We start from the raw sequence: 15,778 nt of genomic DNA on the forward strand, positions 1-15,778 counted from the left end.
CCAGCCCTCGCAACGCGATCCGCAGGGGCGTGAAGTGGTAGTAAAGGTAGCTGTGACCGATTTCCCCGATCCTGCCGGCGACGCAGTGGACGAGGTGGTCGAACTCGTCAGCACGCTCATCCGTTTCGACACTTCCAACACCGGAGAGCCGGCCACCACCAAAGGTGAGGCAGACTGCGCGCGCTGGGTGGCCGCCCAACTCGAGGAAGTGGGCTATGAGACCGAATACCTCGAATCCGGTGCGCCGGGGCGGGGGAACGTGTTCGCCCGGCTCAAAGGCAGCGATCCAAGCCGCGGGGCACTGCTGATTCACGGGCACCTCGACGTGGTGCCCGCTGAGGCCAGCGACTGGAGCGTGCACCCGTTCTCCGGCGCGATCGAAGACGGCTACGTCTGGGGCCGCGGCGCGGTCGACATGAAGGACATGGTCGGCATGATGATCGCGGTGGCCCGGCACCTGGCCCGAGCCGGCATCACCCCGCCGCGCGACCTGGTGTTCGCGTTCGTCGCCGACGAGGAGGCCGGCGGCAAATACGGGGCGCAGTGGATCGTCCAGAACCGCCCCGACCTGTTCGCCGGGGTCACCGAGGCGATCGGGGAGGTCGGCGGTTTCTCGCTGACCGTGCCCCGGCGCGACGGCGGCGAGCGCCGGCTGTACCTGATCGAGACCGCGGAGAAGGGGCTGTCCTGGATGCGGCTGCGGGCCCACGGCCGGGCCGGGCACGGGTCGATGATCAACGACGACAACGCCGTCACCACCCTGGCCGAGGCGGTGGCCCGGCTGGGCCGGCACCGGTTCCCGCTGGTGCTCTCCGATGCCGTGGTGGAGTTCCTAGCCGCGGTCGGCGAGGAGACCGGGCACACCATCGACGTCGACTCCCCGGACCTGGAAGGGATGATCGAGAAGCTGGGACCGATCTCCCGCATCGTCAACGCCACCCTGCGCGACACCGCGACCCCGACCATGCTGGCGGCCGGCTACAAGGCCAACGTGATCCCGGCGACGGCCGAGGCGGTAGTGGACTGCCGGGTGCTGCCCGGACGCCAGGCGGCGTTCGAGGCCGAGGTCGACGCGCTGATCGGCCCCGACGTGACCCGGGAGTGGGTCGCCCACCAACCGCCCGTCGAGACGACCTTCGACGGTGACCTGGTCGAGGCGATGAATGCCGCGCTGCTGGCCTGTGACCCCGACGCCCGAACCGTGCCCTACATGTTGTCCGGGGGAACGGACGCAAAAGCGTTCGCCAAGTTGGGTATTCGGTGCTTCGGGTTCGCTCCGCTGCGGCTTCCGCCCGACCTCGATTTCTCCGCGCTGTTCCACGGAGTCGACGAACGCGTTCCGGTTGACGCGCTGGAGTTTGGTACCCGCGTACTGCACCACTTCCTGACACACTGCTGACCAAACGACCAAGTTGATCCACTACGAGAGGACCAGTCATGACCACAGCACCCGACCCGTACGCCGCGCTGCCCAAGCTGCCGACGTTCACGCTCACCTCCACGTCGCTGACCGACGGCCAGTCGCTGGGCAAAGCCCAGGTCAGCGGAATCATGGGTGCCGGCGGTGAAGACGCCAGCCCGCAGCTGAGCTGGTCGGGCTTTCCCGAGGAGACCCGCAGCTTCGCGGTCACCGTCTACGACCCGGACGCGCCCACCGCGTCGGGCTTCTGGCACTGGGCGGTGGCCAACCTGCCGGCCACCTGCACCGAGCTGCCCGAGGGCGTCGGAGACGGCAGCCTGCTGCCCGGCGACGCGCTGACCCTGGTCAACGACGCCGGAATGCGCCGCTACGTGGGTGCCGCGCCGCCGGCCGGTCACGGGGCGCACCGCTACTACGTCGCGGTGCACGCCGTCGACGTCGAGAAGCTGGAGCTGGCCGAGGACGCCAGCCCCGCCTACCTGGGCTTCAACCTGTTCATGCACGCGATCGCGCGCGCGGTGATCGTTGGCACCTACGAGCAGAAGTAGTGCTGAAGTAGCCGCACCTCCCGGCGAGCAGACACCAAAGCCCCCATTTCGGCCGCGATTTGGGGGCTTTGGTGTCTGCTCGCGCTAGCGCGCGGCGGACCCGACGGCCTCGGTCAGCGACGCAAACCCGCCGTTGCGCAACCGCTGGGCCAGGCCGTCGTGGATATGGCGGGCCCACAGGCCACCGCCGTAGATGAAGCCGGTGTAGCCCTGCAGCAGTGAGGCGCCGGCGGTGATGCGCTCCCAGGCGTCGTCGGCGGTCTCGATCCCGCCCACACTGATCAGCACCAGCCGGTCGCCCACCCGGGCGTACAACCGCCGCAGCACCTCCAGCGCCCGGCGCGCCACAGGCGGGCCGGAGATGCCGCCGGGCCCCAAGTCGGCGACCCCCGGGGTCGCCAGGCCGTCGCGCGACACCGTGGTGTTGGTCGCCACGATGCCGGCCAGGCCTAACTCCACGCACAGGTCGGCGATGGCATCCAGATCGGTGTCGGCCAGATCCGGGGCGATTTTCACCAGCACCGGCTTGGTGGTCTCGGCGCGCACCGCGGCCAATATGGGCCGCAGCGACTCGACGGCCTGCAGGTCGCGCAGTCCCGGCGTGTTCGGCGAGCTGACGTTGACCACCAGGTAGGCGGCCAGGGGGGCCAGCAGCCGGGCGCTGGTGCGATAGTCCTCGACCGCGCCCTCGGGCGGCGTGACCTTGGTCTTGCCGATGTTCACCCCGATCGGCACGTCGGACCGGTGCCGCGCCAACTGCGCCGCCAGGGCAGCGGCACCGTGGTTGTTGAAGCCCATCCGATTGAGCAGCGCGCGGTCGTCGGGCAGCCGGAACAGGCGCGGCGCGGGATTGCCCGGTTGTGCCGCCGCCGTCACGGTGCCCACTTCGGCGTAGCCGAAACCCATTGCGCCCCAAGCGTTTACCCCGTGACCGTCCTTGTCGAACCCGGCGGCCAGCCCGAGCGGCCCGGGGAATTGCACCCCGAACACGGTGCTGGCCAGCAGCGGGTCGTGTGGGGCGAGGCGGCGCTGCAGGGCCCGGCGTGCCGGCGGGGTCGCGGCGGCGCCGCGCAGCCCCGCGAACACGAGGGTGTGGATGCGCTCGGCCGGCACCATGAAGAACGCCCGGCGCACTGCGCCGTAAAGACCCATCGGTCTACAGTCCCGGCTGGTCGACGCAGCGGCCACCGCTGATCGCGTTCGCGGCAGATTTCTTGCGGCGCAGCAACACCCGCCTGCTTCCGTCGGTGTACAACCGCACTCGGGTCAGCTCCCAACCTCGGTATTCGGCTTCGATGGACAGCCGGGTGGACGCGCCGATCCGGGTGACCTCCGGGGGCAGTCGCAGCGGAATCCATTCGTAGTCATCGGACAGTTCGGTGTCCCAGCCGACCGGCATCCGGCGGGGGCGCAGCGCGGTCACTGTGGCCTCGCGGCATGCTCGATCACCTGGACCCCAGCGCCGGAGCCCGACACCACGTACAAGGTGTCCGACTTCTCGTCCAAGGCCAGGGTGTTGGGTTGCTGCACGGTCGGATAGCGAACCTTCTCCACGGGAATTCCGGTGGTCAAATCGTAGCCGACCACGGAGTTCGTCCCGGTTTGCGACACCCAGGCAAACCCGCCCGCCCCGGCCAGCCCGTAGGGGGCATGCGGCACCGGATAATCCTGGTGCAGCATCAGCGGATCCACGCCGTAGACCAGCAGCCGGCCACTGCGGGGGTCGGCGGCCAGCACCGGCCCGTGTGCGGCGGCGGCCAGGGTGGTCGCGCCCTGGCCCGCCCGCAGCGCGTACTGCGGCTTGCCGTCGGTGCCGATGGTCGTCACCGAGGTCTGGCCGCGATCGAGCACCACCGCGATATCGCCCTGGGTCACGATCTGGTCGACCCGGGCGAAGATCTTGGACTGCTCGGCGATCCGCGTGCCGTCCTCGGCCAGCGTGTAGACCGCGCCGTCGGCGCTCCCCAACACCACGATTCCGTCGGCCCGCCGGCCGATCGCGGTGAATTCGACACCGGCGGCGTCGGCGACGTCGACGCGTTTGATGCTGCGGGTGGCTAGGTCGACGGTGTAGTAGCCACCACGGTCGGACAGGTACACCGAGCCGTTGCCGTCGCCGGCCAGTGCGCTCGCCGGCCCCGGCAGCGCCACCGCGGCGGGCGGGTGGCTCGAGTCGCCCACCAGGCCGAGCGTGGCAGCGGCCTGCGGGTCCGGGCCGGGGGACAGCACCGCCAGCAGTTTGGTCGCGGCGTCGAACACCGCGCCGGTGGCGTGGCCGACCAGCGGCCGTACCGTGCCGGCTGGGCGCACCGCGGCGACCGGGGAAACGGCGGGCTCGGCGGGCGCGATCGTGGGCGGCGGCGCGGTGATGGGATTGGATGAGCACGCTGTGAGCAGCAGCAGTGGCAACAACAAGCCGTGCAGGGACCGGCGTGGCCGGCGGGTGGCGCTCTTGGGCACAGGTCAGCTCTTCCAGCTCGTCATGGTGGCGGGTTGGTGCAGATACCCGATTCTAAGGAAGGCGGCGAGGTGAAGCTCGCATGTCCGGCCGAACAATAAGTTCGCTTAGGTGTAACCTCTCGGCCATGACTGTGGTCGATGACTGGCAGCTGGCATGTTCGGAGTTCCGCATCGAGGAGATCTGGACGGGGGCCTTCGCCAGTGGTTTCGGCGAGGTCGGCGACGGCCGCAGTTTCTCCTTCCACACTGAGCAGCAGAAGCTCGTGGTGGACATCTACCGGCCCCGCCTGGCCGGCCCGGTCCCGCACGACGAGGACGTGGTCGCCACCGCGAGCCGGCACCTTTTCGAGATCGACGTCACCGATGAGCGCAGCCTGGCCGCCGCGGTGCGCGACGTGGTATCCGGTCTGACCCGCTGACACCCGCCCGGTACGGTCATCGTCGTGACTGAGGTCGTATCGGTAGTCGAGGCGGCTGTGATGTCGTGGCCGCAAGTAGTCGTCCTGGCGATCGTCCAGGGCCTCACCGAGTTTCTGCCTGTCTCATCCTCGGGACACCTGGCCCTGGTCTCCCGGCTGTTCTTCGCCGGTGACGCCGGCGCCTCCTTCACCGCGGTCACCCAAATCGGCACCGAGATCGCCGTACTGGTCTATTTCGCCAAGGACATCGCGCGCATCGCCACCGCCTGGCTGTCCGGGGTGGCCTCGGCGCTGGCCAAAACACCCCTGCCCGCCGAACGCAAGACCGACTACCGGATGGGCTGGTACGTCATCGTCGGCAGCATCCCGATCGTGATCGTCGGCGTGCTGTTCCAGCACTTCATCCGCGGCGACGTACGCAACCTCTGGGTGATCGCCTCGGCGATGGTCGGGTTTTCGCTGGTGATCGCCGCCGCCGAGTACGTCGGCCGCCAGAAACGGCATGCCGAACAGTTGACCGTCAGGGACGGCTTCCTGGTCGGCGCCGCGCAGTGTCTGGCACTGATCCCGGGCGTCTCGCGCTCCGGGGCGACGATCAGCGCCGGCCTGTTCCTGGGAATGGACCGGGCGCTGGCCGCCCGGTTCGGCTTCCTGCTGGGCATCCCGGCGGTCTTCGCCTCGGGCCTGCACGAACTGCCCAACGCCTTCAATCCGGTCACCGAGGGAATGAGCGCCACCGGGCTGCAACTGCTGGTCTCGGTGGTGATCACCTTCGTCGTCGGCTACGCGGCGATCAGCTGGCTGCTGCGGTTCGTCAGCAGTCACACCATGTACTGGTTTGTCGGGTACCGGGTCATCGCCGGGACCACGATCCTGATCCTGCTGGCCACCGGCGTGTTGGCGGCCTCGTCATGACCGTCATCCTGCTGCGCCATGGCCGGTCCACCTCGAACACCTCCGGGGTGCTCGCCGGGCGCACCGAAGGCGTCGAACTCGACGACCTGGGCCGCGAGCAGGCCGCACAGCTCGTCGGCCGGCTCGACGGCCTGCCGATCAAGGCGGTGGTGCGCTCACCGCTGCTGCGCTGCCGCCGCACCGTCGAGCCGCTGGCCGCTGCCCTGGGGCTGGAGCCCCTCGTCGACGACCGGCTGGCCGAGGTCGACTACGGCACCTGGACGGGGCGCAAGATCAGCGAGCTGACCGCCGAGCCGCTGTGGCGGGTGGTGCAGGCACAGCCCAGCGCGGCGATCTTCCCCGATGGTGAAGGCCTGGCGCAGGTGCAGGCCCGGGCCGTCACCGCGGTCCGCGACCACGACCGGCAGCTGGCCGAGCAACACGGCGCCGATGTGCTGTGGGTGGCGTGCACCCACGGCGACGTCATCAAGGCCGTCATCGCCGACGCGCTCGGCGTGCATCTGGATGGCTTTCAGCGGATCACCGCCGACCCGGCATCGGCCAGCGTGATCCGCTACACGCCGTTGCGTCCCTTCGTGATTCACCTCAACCACACCGGAGCGTCGTTGGCCGCCGCGGTACAGAGTTCGCCGGCCGGTCCCGTCGGTGAAAGCGACGCGGTGGTCGGCGGGTCCACCACCTAGGCCCACCTCGCCGAAGCCAGATACCGTCGGCCGCCTCAACTGCCGGTATTTTGGAGATGCCATGTCCCGAGCAATTCACGTCTTCCGCACCCCCGACCGTTTCGTGGCCGGGACCGTCGGCCAGCCCGGCAACCGCACCTTCTATCTGCAGGCCGTCCACGACGAGCGGGTGGTCTCGGTGGTGCTGGAAAAGCAGCAGGTCGCGGTGCTGTCAGAACGGATCGGTGCGCTGCTGCTGGAGGTCAACCGCCGATTCGGCACCCCGGTGCCGCCCGAGCCCACCGAGATCGACGACCTGGACCCGCTGGTCACACCGGTGGACGCGGAGTTCCGGGTTGGCACCATGGGGTTGGGTTGGGATTCCGAGGCGCAGACGGTGGTGGTGGAGCTGCTCGCGGTCAGTGACGCCGAATTCGACGCCTCGGTGGTGCTCGACGACACCGACGAGGGGCCGGACGCGGTGCGGGTGTTCCTCACCCCGGAGTCCGCGCGCCAGTTCGCCACCCGCTCCAACCGGGTCATCTCGGCGGGCCGCCCGCCGTGTCCGCTGTGCGACGAGCCGCTGGACCCCGCCGGTCACATGTGCGTGCGCACCAACGGCTATCGGCGGGGTGCTTTCGGGCCCGACGATGAGCCCGATGACGCAGATATCTGACGACCGGGAGGCGTTGCGCTCCGGGGAGCTGGAGATCCTGGGCCGAATCCGCTCGGCGAGCAACGCCACCTTTCTGTGCCAGGCCACGCTGGGGGAGCAGCGCGTCCACTGCGTCTACAAGCCGGTCGCCGGTGAACAGCCGCTCTGGGATTTCCCCGACGGCACCCTGGCCGGCCGCGAACTCGGCGCGCACCTGATCTCGGTCGAGTTGGGCTGGAATCTGGTGCCCTACACCATCATTCGGGACGGTCCGGCGGGCCCGGGCATGGTGCAGCGCTGGGTGGATCAACCCGAAGACGAGGACGAAGCGCAGGACGGTTCGTCGGAGCCCGGCCTGGTCGACGTGGTTCCGGGCGATCACGTTCCGGCGGGCTACCTGCCGGTGTTGCAGGCTTACGGCCACGACGGCGGCCCGGTCACGCTGGTGCACGCCGACGACATTCGGTTGCGCCGCCTCGCCGTCTTCGACGTGGTGATCAACAACGCCGACCGCAAGGGCGGACACGTGCTGTGCGGCACCGACGGCCGCGTCTACGGCGTTGACCACGGCGTGAGCCTGCACACCCAGGACAAGTTGCGCACCGTGCTGTGGGGGTGGGCGGGCAAGTCGGTGTCCGACCTGGACGACGAGGCGTTGCCGGCCCTGTCGCGGCTGCTGGTGGCGCTGGATGGCCCGCTGGCGGCAGCGCTGCAACCGCACCTGACCGCCGAGGAGATCGCGGCACTGCGCTGCCGCGTCGCCGACCTGCTGGACCACCCGGTGATGCCCGGCCCGAACCGCCATCGCCCGATCCCTTGGCCGGCGTTCTAGTTCGCGTCGGGGATACTGCCAAACGTGACGCTGACCGACGCGGCGCTGGCCGCCGAACTGGCAGTCGAGGCCGGAAAACTCTTGCTGGCGGTGCGTGACGAGGTGGGCTTCGCGCAACCGTGGCACCTCGGCGACACCGGCGACGGCCGAGCCAACCAGCTGATCATCCGCAGGCTGCGTGACGCGCGCCCCGGCGACGCGGTGCTCAGCGAGGAATCGCCGGACAACCTGGCCCGGCTGCGGTCGGACCGGGTCTGGATCGTCGACCCACTCGACGGCACCCGCGAATTCACCACACCCGGACGCGACGACTGGGCGGTGCACATCGCGCTGTGGCAGCGTGGCGGCCCCGACGGCTTCGGCACCATCACCGACGCCGCGGTGTCACTGCCAGCCTATGACAATCGAAGCAACGTGGTCTTCCGCACCGACACGGTCGCCCGGCCCGCCACGCCGGCCGGGCCGCCGAACCCCATTCGGGTCGCGGTCAGCGCATCCCGGATGCCCGCGGTGGTCCGGCTCATCCGCGAGGTGTTGCCGGTGGAGCCGGTGCTGATGGGTTCGGCGGGCGCCAAGGCGATGGCCGTGGTGCGCGGCGACGTGGACGCCTATCTGCACGCCGGCGGGCAGTGGGAATGGGATTCGGCGGCCCCGGCCGGTGTGGTGCTGGCGGCGGGCCTGCACGCCTCCCGCATCGACGGTTCGCCGTTGCGCTACAACCGCCCCGACCCCTACCTGCCCGACCTGCTGATGTGCCGGCCCGACGTGGCGCCGATTCTGCTGGACGCGATGCGGCGGACGGTCCTTTAGAGGAGGGGCCTTAAAGTCGTGGGCATGCAATCGTGGTCCGCGCCGGCCGTTCCGGTCCTGCCCGGGCGCGGCCCGGCGCTGCGCCTCTATGACACCGCCGACCGGCAGGTGCGCCCGGTGTCGCCCGGCCCGACGGCCAGCATGTACGTCTGCGGCATCACGCCCTATGACGCCACGCACCTCGGCCACGCCGCCACCTATCTGGTGTTCGACCTGATTCACCGGCTCTGGCTCGACGCCGGCCACCAGGTGAACTACGTGCAGAACGTCACAGACGTCGACGACCCGCTGCTCGAGCGTGCCGAGCGCGACGGGGTGCAGTGGGAGGAGCTGGCGGCCAGTCAGGTCGAGCTGTTCGGCACCGATATGACCGCCTTGCGGGTGCTGCCGCCCCACGACTACGTGGCGGCCACCGAGGCCATAGCCGAGGTTGTAGAGCTCGTCGAAAAGATGCTCGCCGCTGGATCGGCCTACGTCGTCGACGGCGACTACCCCGACATCTACTTCCGCGCCGACGCCACCGAGCAGTTCGGCTACGAATCCGGATTCGATCGCGCCACCATGTTGGAGCTGTTCGCCGAGCGCGGCGGCGACCCGGATCGGGCCGGCAAGGCCGACCCGCTCGACGCCTTGTTGTGGCGCGCCGCCCGTCCGGGTGAGCCCAGTTGGTCTGCGCCGTTCGGGGCCGGCCGGCCGGGTTGGCATGTCGAGTGTGCGGCGATCGCGTTGAGCCGTATCGGCTCCGGTCTCGACATCCAGGGCGGTGGCTCCGATCTGGTCTTCCCGCACCACGAGTTCTCCGCCGCGCATGCCGAATCCCTCACGGGGGAGCGCCGTTTCGCCCGGCACTACGTGCACGCGGGCATGATCGGCTGGGACGGGCACAAGATGTCCAAGAGCCGCGGCAACCTGGTGCTGGTTTCCAAGCTGCGCGCTCAGGGGACCGATCCGGCCGCGATCCGGCTGGGCCTGCTGGCCGGGCACTACCGCAGCGACCGGTTCTGGGACGACGCGACCCTGGCGGCGGCCGAGGCGAGGCTGGACCGTTGGCGGGCCGCGACGACGCTGCCGGCCGGACCGGCTGCCGAGGACGTCATCGGCCGGGTGCGTCACTACCTGGCCGACGACCTGGACACCGTCAAGGCGTTGGCCGCGTTGGACGGCTGGGCGACCGATGCGTGCGAGTACGGCGGACACGACGCTGCCGCACCGCGGCTGGTGGCCACGGCGGTGGATGCGCTGCTGGGAGTGGCGCTGTAGGCCACCCGCCGCGGGGGTAGGTTGAGCCCATGTCTTCGATTCACTCCCAAGTCATTTTCATCACCGGTGGCGCGCACGGTATCGGCGAGCAGCTGGCCCGCCGGCTGCACTCCCAGGGTGCCTCTGTGGTGGTGACGGACCTGGATGAGGCCGCCCTCACCAAGCTGGCCGACGACCTCGGTGACCGGGTGCTGACCGCCGTCGCCGACGTGCGGGATCTGTCCGAAATGCAGGCGGTGGCTGCGCAGGCCGTGCAGCGATTCGGCGGCATCGACACCGTCGTCGCCAACGCCGGCATCGCCAGCTACGGCTCGGTGCTGAATGTGGATCCCGAGACGTTCAAGCGGGTCATCGACATCGACGTGGTCGGGGTGTTCAACACCGTGCGCGCGGCATTGCCATCGATCATCGAGCGTCGCGGTTATGTACTGGTCGTGTCCTCGCTGGCAGCGTTCACTCCGCTGGCCGGGATGGCGTCCTACGACGCGGCCAAGGCCGGCGTCGAGCACTTCGCCAGCGCGCTGCGCCAGGAGGTCGCCTACCAGGGCGTGGAGGTCGGGTCGGCCCACATGGGTTGGATCGACACCCCCTTGGTTCGCGACACCAAGGCCGACCTGGGGGCCTTCGACGAGATGCTGGCCAAACTGCCGTGGCCGCTGAACAAGACCACCACCGTCGACAAGTGTGTCGACGCCTTCGTCGCGGGTATCGAGGGCCGTCGGCGCCGCGTCTACTGCCCGGGTTGGGTGGGGGTGTTGCGTTGGCTCAAGCCGGTGCTGACGCTGCGGCAGGTGGAAGCCCCCTTCATCAAGGGAGCCGCCGCCATCGTGCCGCGGATGGACGCCGAAGTCGCCGCGCTGGGCCGCTCCACCAGTGCCTACAACGAGGCCCGGGAAAAGGAAAAGTAGCCCGGCGGTTCAGCGAGGCTCGACGGAGGAGAGGCGAAGCTGGGACCGCCGCATGAGCACGGCGGATTCAGCGCCGCCGGCGCCGCAGGTAGCGCTCGAACTCGGCGGCCAACGCGTCGCCGTCGATCTTGTTCAGCGCCTCGGTCATGTCGACCTCGGCGTCGCCGCGTTCCTCCAAGGAGGCCACGTAGTCGGCGATCTCGTCGTCCTCGCTGGCCATCTCGCTGACCGCCAGCTCCCACTCCTCGGCCTGCGCCGGCAGGTCACCCAGCGGGACCTCGATGTCCAGGGCGTCCTCGACGCGGCGCAGCAGGGCGACCGTGGCCTTGGGGTTGGGAGGCTGCGAGACGTAGTGCGGCACCGCCGCCCAGAAGGTGACCGCCGGAATCCCGGCCGCCACACAGGCGTCCTGGAACACCCCGGTGATCCCGGTCGGACCTTCGTAGCGGGTCTCGGTCAACCCGAAGCGGGTGGCCGACTCCGCCGAGTACGCGGCCCCCGACACCGGCACCGGCCGGGTGTGCGGGGTGTCGGCCAGCAGCGCGCCCAGGATCACCACGGTGTCGACGTCGAGTTCTTCGATCACCGCCAGCAGCTCGGCGCAGAACGACCGCCACCGCATGTTCGGCTCGACGCCGTGCATCAGCACGATGTCGCGATCGCTGCCCGGCGGCCGGCAGTGCGAAATGCGCATCGACGGCCAGACCAGCTCCCGGGTGACGCCGTCGAGCTGGCGAATCACCGGCCGATTCACCTGGTAGTCGTAGTAGGCCTCGTCGTCGATCTCGACGATCAGCCGGGCCTCCCAGATGCTGTTGAGATGCTGCACCGCGTCGCTGGCGGCGTCGCCGGCGTCATTCCAGCCCTCGAACGCAGCCACGACGATGGTGTCGTGCAGTTCGGGAAGGGCAGCGCCGTCATCCGGTCGGGTCACAAGGCCAGGGTAAGGCCTGCGCAAAGATCACGGGCCGCACCGGACCGGGGGAGTCGGCATGTTGGTCGGGGCATTCGTCCCGACGCTGGGTGACCACGTAGACTTTTCACGTCGAGAGGCGTTGCAACGGTTCGCCGGTCTCTGCCGGTGGCCGCCACGCTCGACAGAGTTAAGGACGCCTTCCGCCACGGAAGGAGCCCGCATGACTGTCCCCGAGGCCGAAATCTTCGCGCCCAACATCCGGCCTGACTGCACCGACGAGCTGAAGGCTGCGTTGAGCCAGCGGATCATGGTGATCGACGGCGCGATGGGCACGGCCATTCAGCGGGACCGTCCGGACGAGGCCGGTTACCGCGGCGACCGATTCACCGAGTGGCCGACCGCGCTGCAGGGCAACAATGACCTGCTCACCCTGACGCAACCGCAGATCATCGAGGGCATCCACCGCGAATACCTCGAGGCGGGCGCGGACATCCTGGAGACCAACACGTTCAACGCGAACGCGGTCTCGCTCGCCGACTACGACATGGTCGACCTGAGCTACGAGCTGAACTACGCCGGAGCCGCCCTGGCCCGCAAGGCGGCCGACGAGTTCAGCACCCCGGACAAGCCGCGCTACGTGGCCGGTGCGCTCGGGCCGACCACCCGCACCGCGTCGATCTCGCCGGACGTCAACGACCCGGGCGCCCGCAACGTCTCCTACGACCAACTGGTCGCCGCCTACCTCGAAGCCGCCAACGGCCTGGTCGACGGTGGCGCCGACATCCTGCTCATCGAGACCATTTTCGACTCGCTGAACTCCAAGGCGGCGGTGTTCGCCGTCGAGACGCTGTTCGAGGACCGCGGCCGCCGCTGGCCGGTGATCATCTCCGGCACCATCACCGATGCCTCCGGGCGCACGCTGTCAGGGCAGGTCACCGAGGCGTTCTGGAACTCGATCCGGCACGCGAAGCCGATCGCGGTGGGCCTCAACTGCGCCCTGGGCGCGCCGGAGATGCGGCCCTACATCGCCGAGATGGCGCGGATCGCCGACACCTACGTCTCCTGCTATCCGAACGCGGGCCTGCCCAACGCCTTTGGCGAATACGACGAGTCCCCGGAGCGGCAGGCCGGCTACATCGCCGACTTCGCCGACGCCGGGCTGGTCAACATCGTCGGGGGTTGCTGCGGGACGGCGCCGCCGCACATCGCCGAGATCGCCAAGGTCGTCGAGGGCAAGCCGCCGCGCGTGCTGCCCGAGATCGAGGTGGCCACCCGGCTTTCGGGCCTGGAACCGCTCAACATCACCGACGGCTCCCTGTTCGTCAACATCGGTGAACGCACCAACATCACCGGCTCCGCCCGGTTCCGCAACCTGATCAAGGCCGAGGATTACGACACCGCGCTGTCGGTCGCGCTGCAGCAGGTCGAGGTCGGTGCGCAGGTCATCGACATCAACATGGACGAAGGCATGATCGACGGCGTCGCCGCGATGGACCGGTTCACCAAACTAATCGCGACCGAACCGGACATCAGCCGCGTCCCGGTGATGATCGACTCGTCCAAGTGGGAGGTCATCGAGGCGGGCCTGAAGAACGTCCAGGGCAAGCCGATCGTCAACTCGATCTCCATGAAGGAGGGCGAGGAGAAGTTCATCCGCGAGGCCCGGCTGTGCCGCAAGTACGGTGCCGCCGTGGTCGTGATGGCCTTCGACGAGCAGGGGCAGGCCGACAACCTGGAGCGCCGCAAGGAGATCTGTGGGCGCGCCTACCGGATCCTGACCGAGCAGGTCGGCTTCCCGGCCGAGGACATCATCTTCGACCCCAACTGCTTCGCGCTGGCGACCGGCATCGAGGAGCACGCCACCTACGGCATCGACTTCATCGAGGCCTGCGCCTGGATCAAGGAGAATCTGCCCGGGGTGCACATCTCCGGCGGCATCTCGAACGTGTCGTTCTCGTTCCGGGGCAACAACCCGGTCCGCGAGGCGATCCACGCGGTGTTCCTGTTCCACGCCATCAAGGCCGGCCTGGACATGGGCATCGTCAACGCCGGCGCCCTGGTGCCCTACGACTCGATCGACCTCGAACTGCGCGACCGCATCGAGGACGTGGTGCTCAACCGTCGTCCCGATGCCGCCGAGCGGCTGCTGGAGATCGCCGAACGGTTCAACACCTCCGAGAAGGCGGAAGACCCCGCGGCCGCCGAGTGGCGATCCCTGCCGGTCCGCGAGCGGATCACGCACGCCCTGGTCAAGGGCATCGATGCCCACGTCGACGCCGACACCGAGGAGCTGCGGGCCGAGATCGCCGCGGCGGGCGGCCGACCGATCGAGGTGATCGAGGGCCCGCTGATGGACGGCATGAACGTCGTCGGCGACCTCTTCGGCGCGGGCAAGATGTTCCTGCCCCAGGTCGTGAAGTCGGCCCGGGTGATGAAGAAGGCCGTGGCCTACCTGCTGCCGTACATCGAGGCGGAGAAGCAGCCCGGGGAAGCCGACAACACCAACGGCACGATCGTGATGGCGACCGTAAAGGGCGACGTCCACGACATCGGCAAGAACATCGTCGGGGTTGTGCTGCAGTGCAACAACTACACCGTGGTCGACCTCGGTGTGATGGTGCCCGCCGAGAAGATCCTGACCGCGGCCAAGGAGCACGACGCCGACATCATCGGCTTGTCCGGGCTGATCACCCCGTCGCTGGACGAGATGGTCAACTTCGCCGTCGAGATGGAACGCGAAGGCCTTCAGATCCCGCTGCTGATCGGTGGCGCGACCACCTCGCGGGCCCACACGGCGGTGAAGATCTCGCCACGCCGCAGCGGTCCGGTGGTCTGGGTCAAGGATGCGTCTCGCTCGGTGCCGGTCGCGGCCGCGCTGCTCGACGACAAGCAGCGCCCGGCGCTGCTGGAGTCCACCGAGGCCGACTACGCGGCCCTGCGGGAACGGCACGCCCAGAAGAACGAGCGGCCGATGGTGCCGTTGGAGAAGGCCCGCGCGAACCGGACACCGATCGAGTGGGACGGCTACACGCCGCCGGTGCCCGCCCAGGGCCTCGGGGTGCGCGAGTTCCTTGACTACGACCTCGCCGAGTTGCGCGAGTTCATCGACTGGCAGCCGTTCTTCAACGCCTGGGAGATGAAGGGGCGCTTCCCCGACATCCTCAACAACCCGGTGTCGGGCGAGGCCGCGCGCAAGCTCTACGACGACGCCCAGGCAATGCTCGACACCCTGATCAAGGAGAAGTGGCTGCGCGCCAACGGGGTCATCGGCTTCTTCCCGGCCAACGCCGTCCCCGGCGGCGACGACGTCGAGATCTACACCGACGAGACCCGTACCGAGGTGCGGGCCACGTTGCACAACCTGCGCCAGCAGGGCGAGCACCGGGCCGGCATCCCGAACCGGTCGCTGGGTGACTACATCGCGCCCAAGGACACCGGTCTGGCGGACTATGTCGGCGCCTTCGCCGTCACCGCGGGGCTGGGCAGCGGCGAGAAGATCGCGGAGTTCAAGGAGGCCCTCGACGACTACAGCGCGATCCTGCTGGAGTCGATCGCCGACCGGTTGGCGGAGGCCTTCGCCGAACGGATGCACCAGCGGGTTCGCAAGGAGTTCTGGGGATTCCAGCCCGACGAGCAGTTGGACAACGAGGCACTGATCGCCGAGAAGTACCAGGGCATTCGCCCCGCTCCCGGCTACCCGGCCTGCCCGGAACACACCGAGAAGGCGACGTTGTGGGAGTTGATGGACGTCCACACGCGCACCGGCATCGAGCTGACCGAGTCGATGGCGATGTGGCCCGGCGCCGCCGTCAGCGGCTGGTACTACTCGCACCCGCAGTCGCAGTACTTCGTGGTGGGCCGGATGGCCCAGGACCAGGTCGCCGACTACTCCAAGCGCAAGGGCTGGACCCTGCGGGAAGGTGAGCGCTGGCTGTCCTCCAACCTCGCCTACAACCCGGAGGACTGACCCCTG

15 protein-coding genes are annotated in these 15,778 nt (G+C 69.1%); 11 read left to right on the plus strand and 4 right to left on the minus strand.

What is annotated here, in order from left to right; translation table 11 throughout:
* The first annotated feature begins 52 nt into the window (after nt 1-52).
* The gene (locus tag ACKY0X_RS09185) at nt 53-1,399 is read left to right on the plus strand and encodes a M20/M25/M40 family metallo-hydrolase (RefSeq protein WP_409429181.1); all 1,347 of its coding nucleotides are present in this window, start codon (nt 53-55) and stop codon (nt 1,397-1,399) included.
* Between the two features lie 38 nt (nt 1,400-1,437).
* Nucleotides 1,438-1,968: a YbhB/YbcL family Raf kinase inhibitor-like protein gene (locus ACKY0X_RS09190; protein WP_064890018.1), complete on the plus strand. Its 531-nt coding sequence runs from the start codon at nt 1,438-1,440 to the stop codon at nt 1,966-1,968.
* 84 nt (nt 1,969-2,052) lie between these two features.
* On the opposite strand, the gene ACKY0X_RS09195 is transcribed toward ACKY0X_RS09190, so the two are convergent.
* From ACKY0X_RS09195 to ACKY0X_RS09205, 3 genes are read right to left on the minus strand one after another with little or no spacing between them, the layout of a single operon-like run.
* The gene (locus tag ACKY0X_RS09195; RefSeq protein WP_409429182.1) at nt 2,053-3,120 is read right to left on the minus strand and encodes a quinone-dependent dihydroorotate dehydrogenase; all 1,068 of its coding nucleotides are present in this window, start codon (nt 3,118-3,120) and stop codon (nt 2,053-2,055) included.
* A gap of 4 nt (nt 3,121-3,124) precedes the next feature.
* Nucleotides 3,125-3,391 carry a DUF5703 family protein gene (locus tag ACKY0X_RS09200; protein ID WP_409429183.1) on the minus strand — a complete coding sequence of 89 codons (267 nt, stop codon included), beginning with the start codon at nt 3,389-3,391 and terminating at the stop codon, nt 3,125-3,127.
* On the minus strand, nt 3,388-4,428 hold the full coding sequence (locus ACKY0X_RS09205; protein WP_409429184.1) for a YncE family protein: 1,041 nt from the start codon (nt 4,426-4,428) through the stop codon (nt 3,388-3,390). Before ACKY0X_RS09205 ends, ACKY0X_RS09200 begins: the two co-directional genes overlap by 4 nt.
* A 125-nt stretch (nt 4,429-4,553) precedes the next feature.
* Between ACKY0X_RS09205 and ACKY0X_RS09210 the strand changes: the two genes are divergently transcribed.
* The 8 genes from ACKY0X_RS09210 to ACKY0X_RS09245 all read left to right on the plus strand — a co-directional run bounded on the left by ACKY0X_RS09210 (nt 4,554) and on the right by ACKY0X_RS09245 (nt 10,889).
* Nucleotides 4,554-4,847 (plus strand): hypothetical protein, encoded by a 294-nt coding sequence (locus ACKY0X_RS09210; protein ID WP_024440462.1) that lies wholly within the window; start codon nt 4,554-4,556, stop codon nt 4,845-4,847.
* Between the two features lie 60 nt (nt 4,848-4,907).
* The gene (locus ACKY0X_RS09215; RefSeq protein ID WP_409429565.1) at nt 4,908-5,762 is read left to right on the plus strand and encodes an undecaprenyl-diphosphate phosphatase; all 855 of its coding nucleotides are present in this window, start codon (nt 4,908-4,910) and stop codon (nt 5,760-5,762) included.
* The gene (locus ACKY0X_RS09220; RefSeq protein WP_409429185.1) at nt 5,759-6,445 is read left to right on the plus strand and encodes a histidine phosphatase family protein; all 687 of its coding nucleotides are present in this window, start codon (nt 5,759-5,761) and stop codon (nt 6,443-6,445) included. The genes ACKY0X_RS09215 and ACKY0X_RS09220 overlap by 4 nt, the downstream gene beginning before the upstream one ends.
* Nucleotides 6,446-6,506: 61 nt before the next feature.
* Nucleotides 6,507-7,100 (plus strand): DUF3090 domain-containing protein, encoded by a 594-nt coding sequence (locus tag ACKY0X_RS09225; RefSeq protein ID WP_047321343.1) that lies wholly within the window; start codon nt 6,507-6,509, stop codon nt 7,098-7,100.
* Complete coding sequence (locus tag ACKY0X_RS09230; protein ID WP_409429186.1) at nt 7,084-7,911, plus strand: SCO1664 family protein; 828 nt, start codon at nt 7,084-7,086, stop codon at nt 7,909-7,911. Before ACKY0X_RS09225 ends, ACKY0X_RS09230 begins: the two co-directional genes overlap by 17 nt.
* A 24-nt stretch (nt 7,912-7,935) precedes the next feature.
* The gene (locus ACKY0X_RS09235; protein WP_105295369.1) at nt 7,936-8,721 is read left to right on the plus strand and encodes a 3'(2'),5'-bisphosphate nucleotidase CysQ; all 786 of its coding nucleotides are present in this window, start codon (nt 7,936-7,938) and stop codon (nt 8,719-8,721) included.
* 24 nt (nt 8,722-8,745) lie between these two features.
* Complete coding sequence (gene mshC, locus ACKY0X_RS09240; protein ID WP_409429187.1) at nt 8,746-9,981, plus strand: cysteine--1-D-myo-inosityl 2-amino-2-deoxy-alpha-D-glucopyranoside ligase; 1,236 nt, start codon at nt 8,746-8,748, stop codon at nt 9,979-9,981.
* Between the two features lie 29 nt (nt 9,982-10,010).
* Nucleotides 10,011-10,889 (plus strand): SDR family oxidoreductase, encoded by an 879-nt coding sequence (locus tag ACKY0X_RS09245; protein ID WP_409429188.1) that lies wholly within the window; start codon nt 10,011-10,013, stop codon nt 10,887-10,889.
* Nucleotides 10,890-10,956: 67 nt separating this feature from the next.
* Here ACKY0X_RS09245 and ACKY0X_RS09250 read toward each other — a convergent pair whose 3' ends face one another.
* The gene (locus ACKY0X_RS09250) at nt 10,957-11,823 is read right to left on the minus strand and encodes a PAC2 family protein (protein ID WP_046284102.1); all 867 of its coding nucleotides are present in this window, start codon (nt 11,821-11,823) and stop codon (nt 10,957-10,959) included.
* 202 nt (nt 11,824-12,025) lie between these two features.
* Here ACKY0X_RS09250 and metH point away from each other — a divergent pair, with 202 nt between their 5' ends.
* Nucleotides 12,026-15,772, plus strand: coding sequence for a methionine synthase (metH, locus tag ACKY0X_RS09255; RefSeq protein WP_409429189.1), 3,747 nt, complete (start codon nt 12,026-12,028; stop codon nt 15,770-15,772).
* The last annotated feature ends 6 nt before the right edge of the window (nt 15,773-15,778 follow it).

This window comes from Mycobacterium sp. SMC-11, assembly GCF_046250095.1.
GTDB lineage: Bacteria > Actinomycetota > Actinomycetes > Mycobacteriales > Mycobacteriaceae > Mycobacterium > Mycobacterium heraklionense_A.

Coding starts and splice junctions, on each gene's coding strand:
- ACKY0X_RS09225 (WP_047321343.1), top strand. CDS start 6,507: ATGTCCCGAGCAATTCACGTCTTCCGCACCCCCGACCGTTTCGTGGCC.
- ACKY0X_RS09230 (WP_409429186.1), top strand. CDS start 7,084: ATGACGCAGATATCTGACGACCGGGAGGCGTTGCGCTCCGGGGAGCTG.
- ACKY0X_RS09190 (WP_064890018.1), top strand. CDS start 1,438: ATGACCACAGCACCCGACCCGTACGCCGCGCTGCCCAAGCTGCCGACG.
- ACKY0X_RS09195 (WP_409429182.1), bottom strand. CDS start 3,120: ATGGGTCTTTACGGCGCAGTGCGCCGGGCGTTCTTCATGGTGCCGGCC.
- ACKY0X_RS09245 (WP_409429188.1), top strand. CDS start 10,011: ATGTCTTCGATTCACTCCCAAGTCATTTTCATCACCGGTGGCGCGCAC.
- ACKY0X_RS09220 (WP_409429185.1), top strand. CDS start 5,759: ATGACCGTCATCCTGCTGCGCCATGGCCGGTCCACCTCGAACACCTCC.
- metH (WP_409429189.1), top strand. CDS start 12,026: ATGACTGTCCCCGAGGCCGAAATCTTCGCGCCCAACATCCGGCCTGAC.
- ACKY0X_RS09215 (WP_409429565.1), top strand. CDS start 4,908: ATGTCGTGGCCGCAAGTAGTCGTCCTGGCGATCGTCCAGGGCCTCACC.
- ACKY0X_RS09210 (WP_024440462.1), top strand. CDS start 4,554: ATGACTGTGGTCGATGACTGGCAGCTGGCATGTTCGGAGTTCCGCATC.
- mshC (WP_409429187.1), top strand. CDS start 8,746: ATGCAATCGTGGTCCGCGCCGGCCGTTCCGGTCCTGCCCGGGCGCGGC.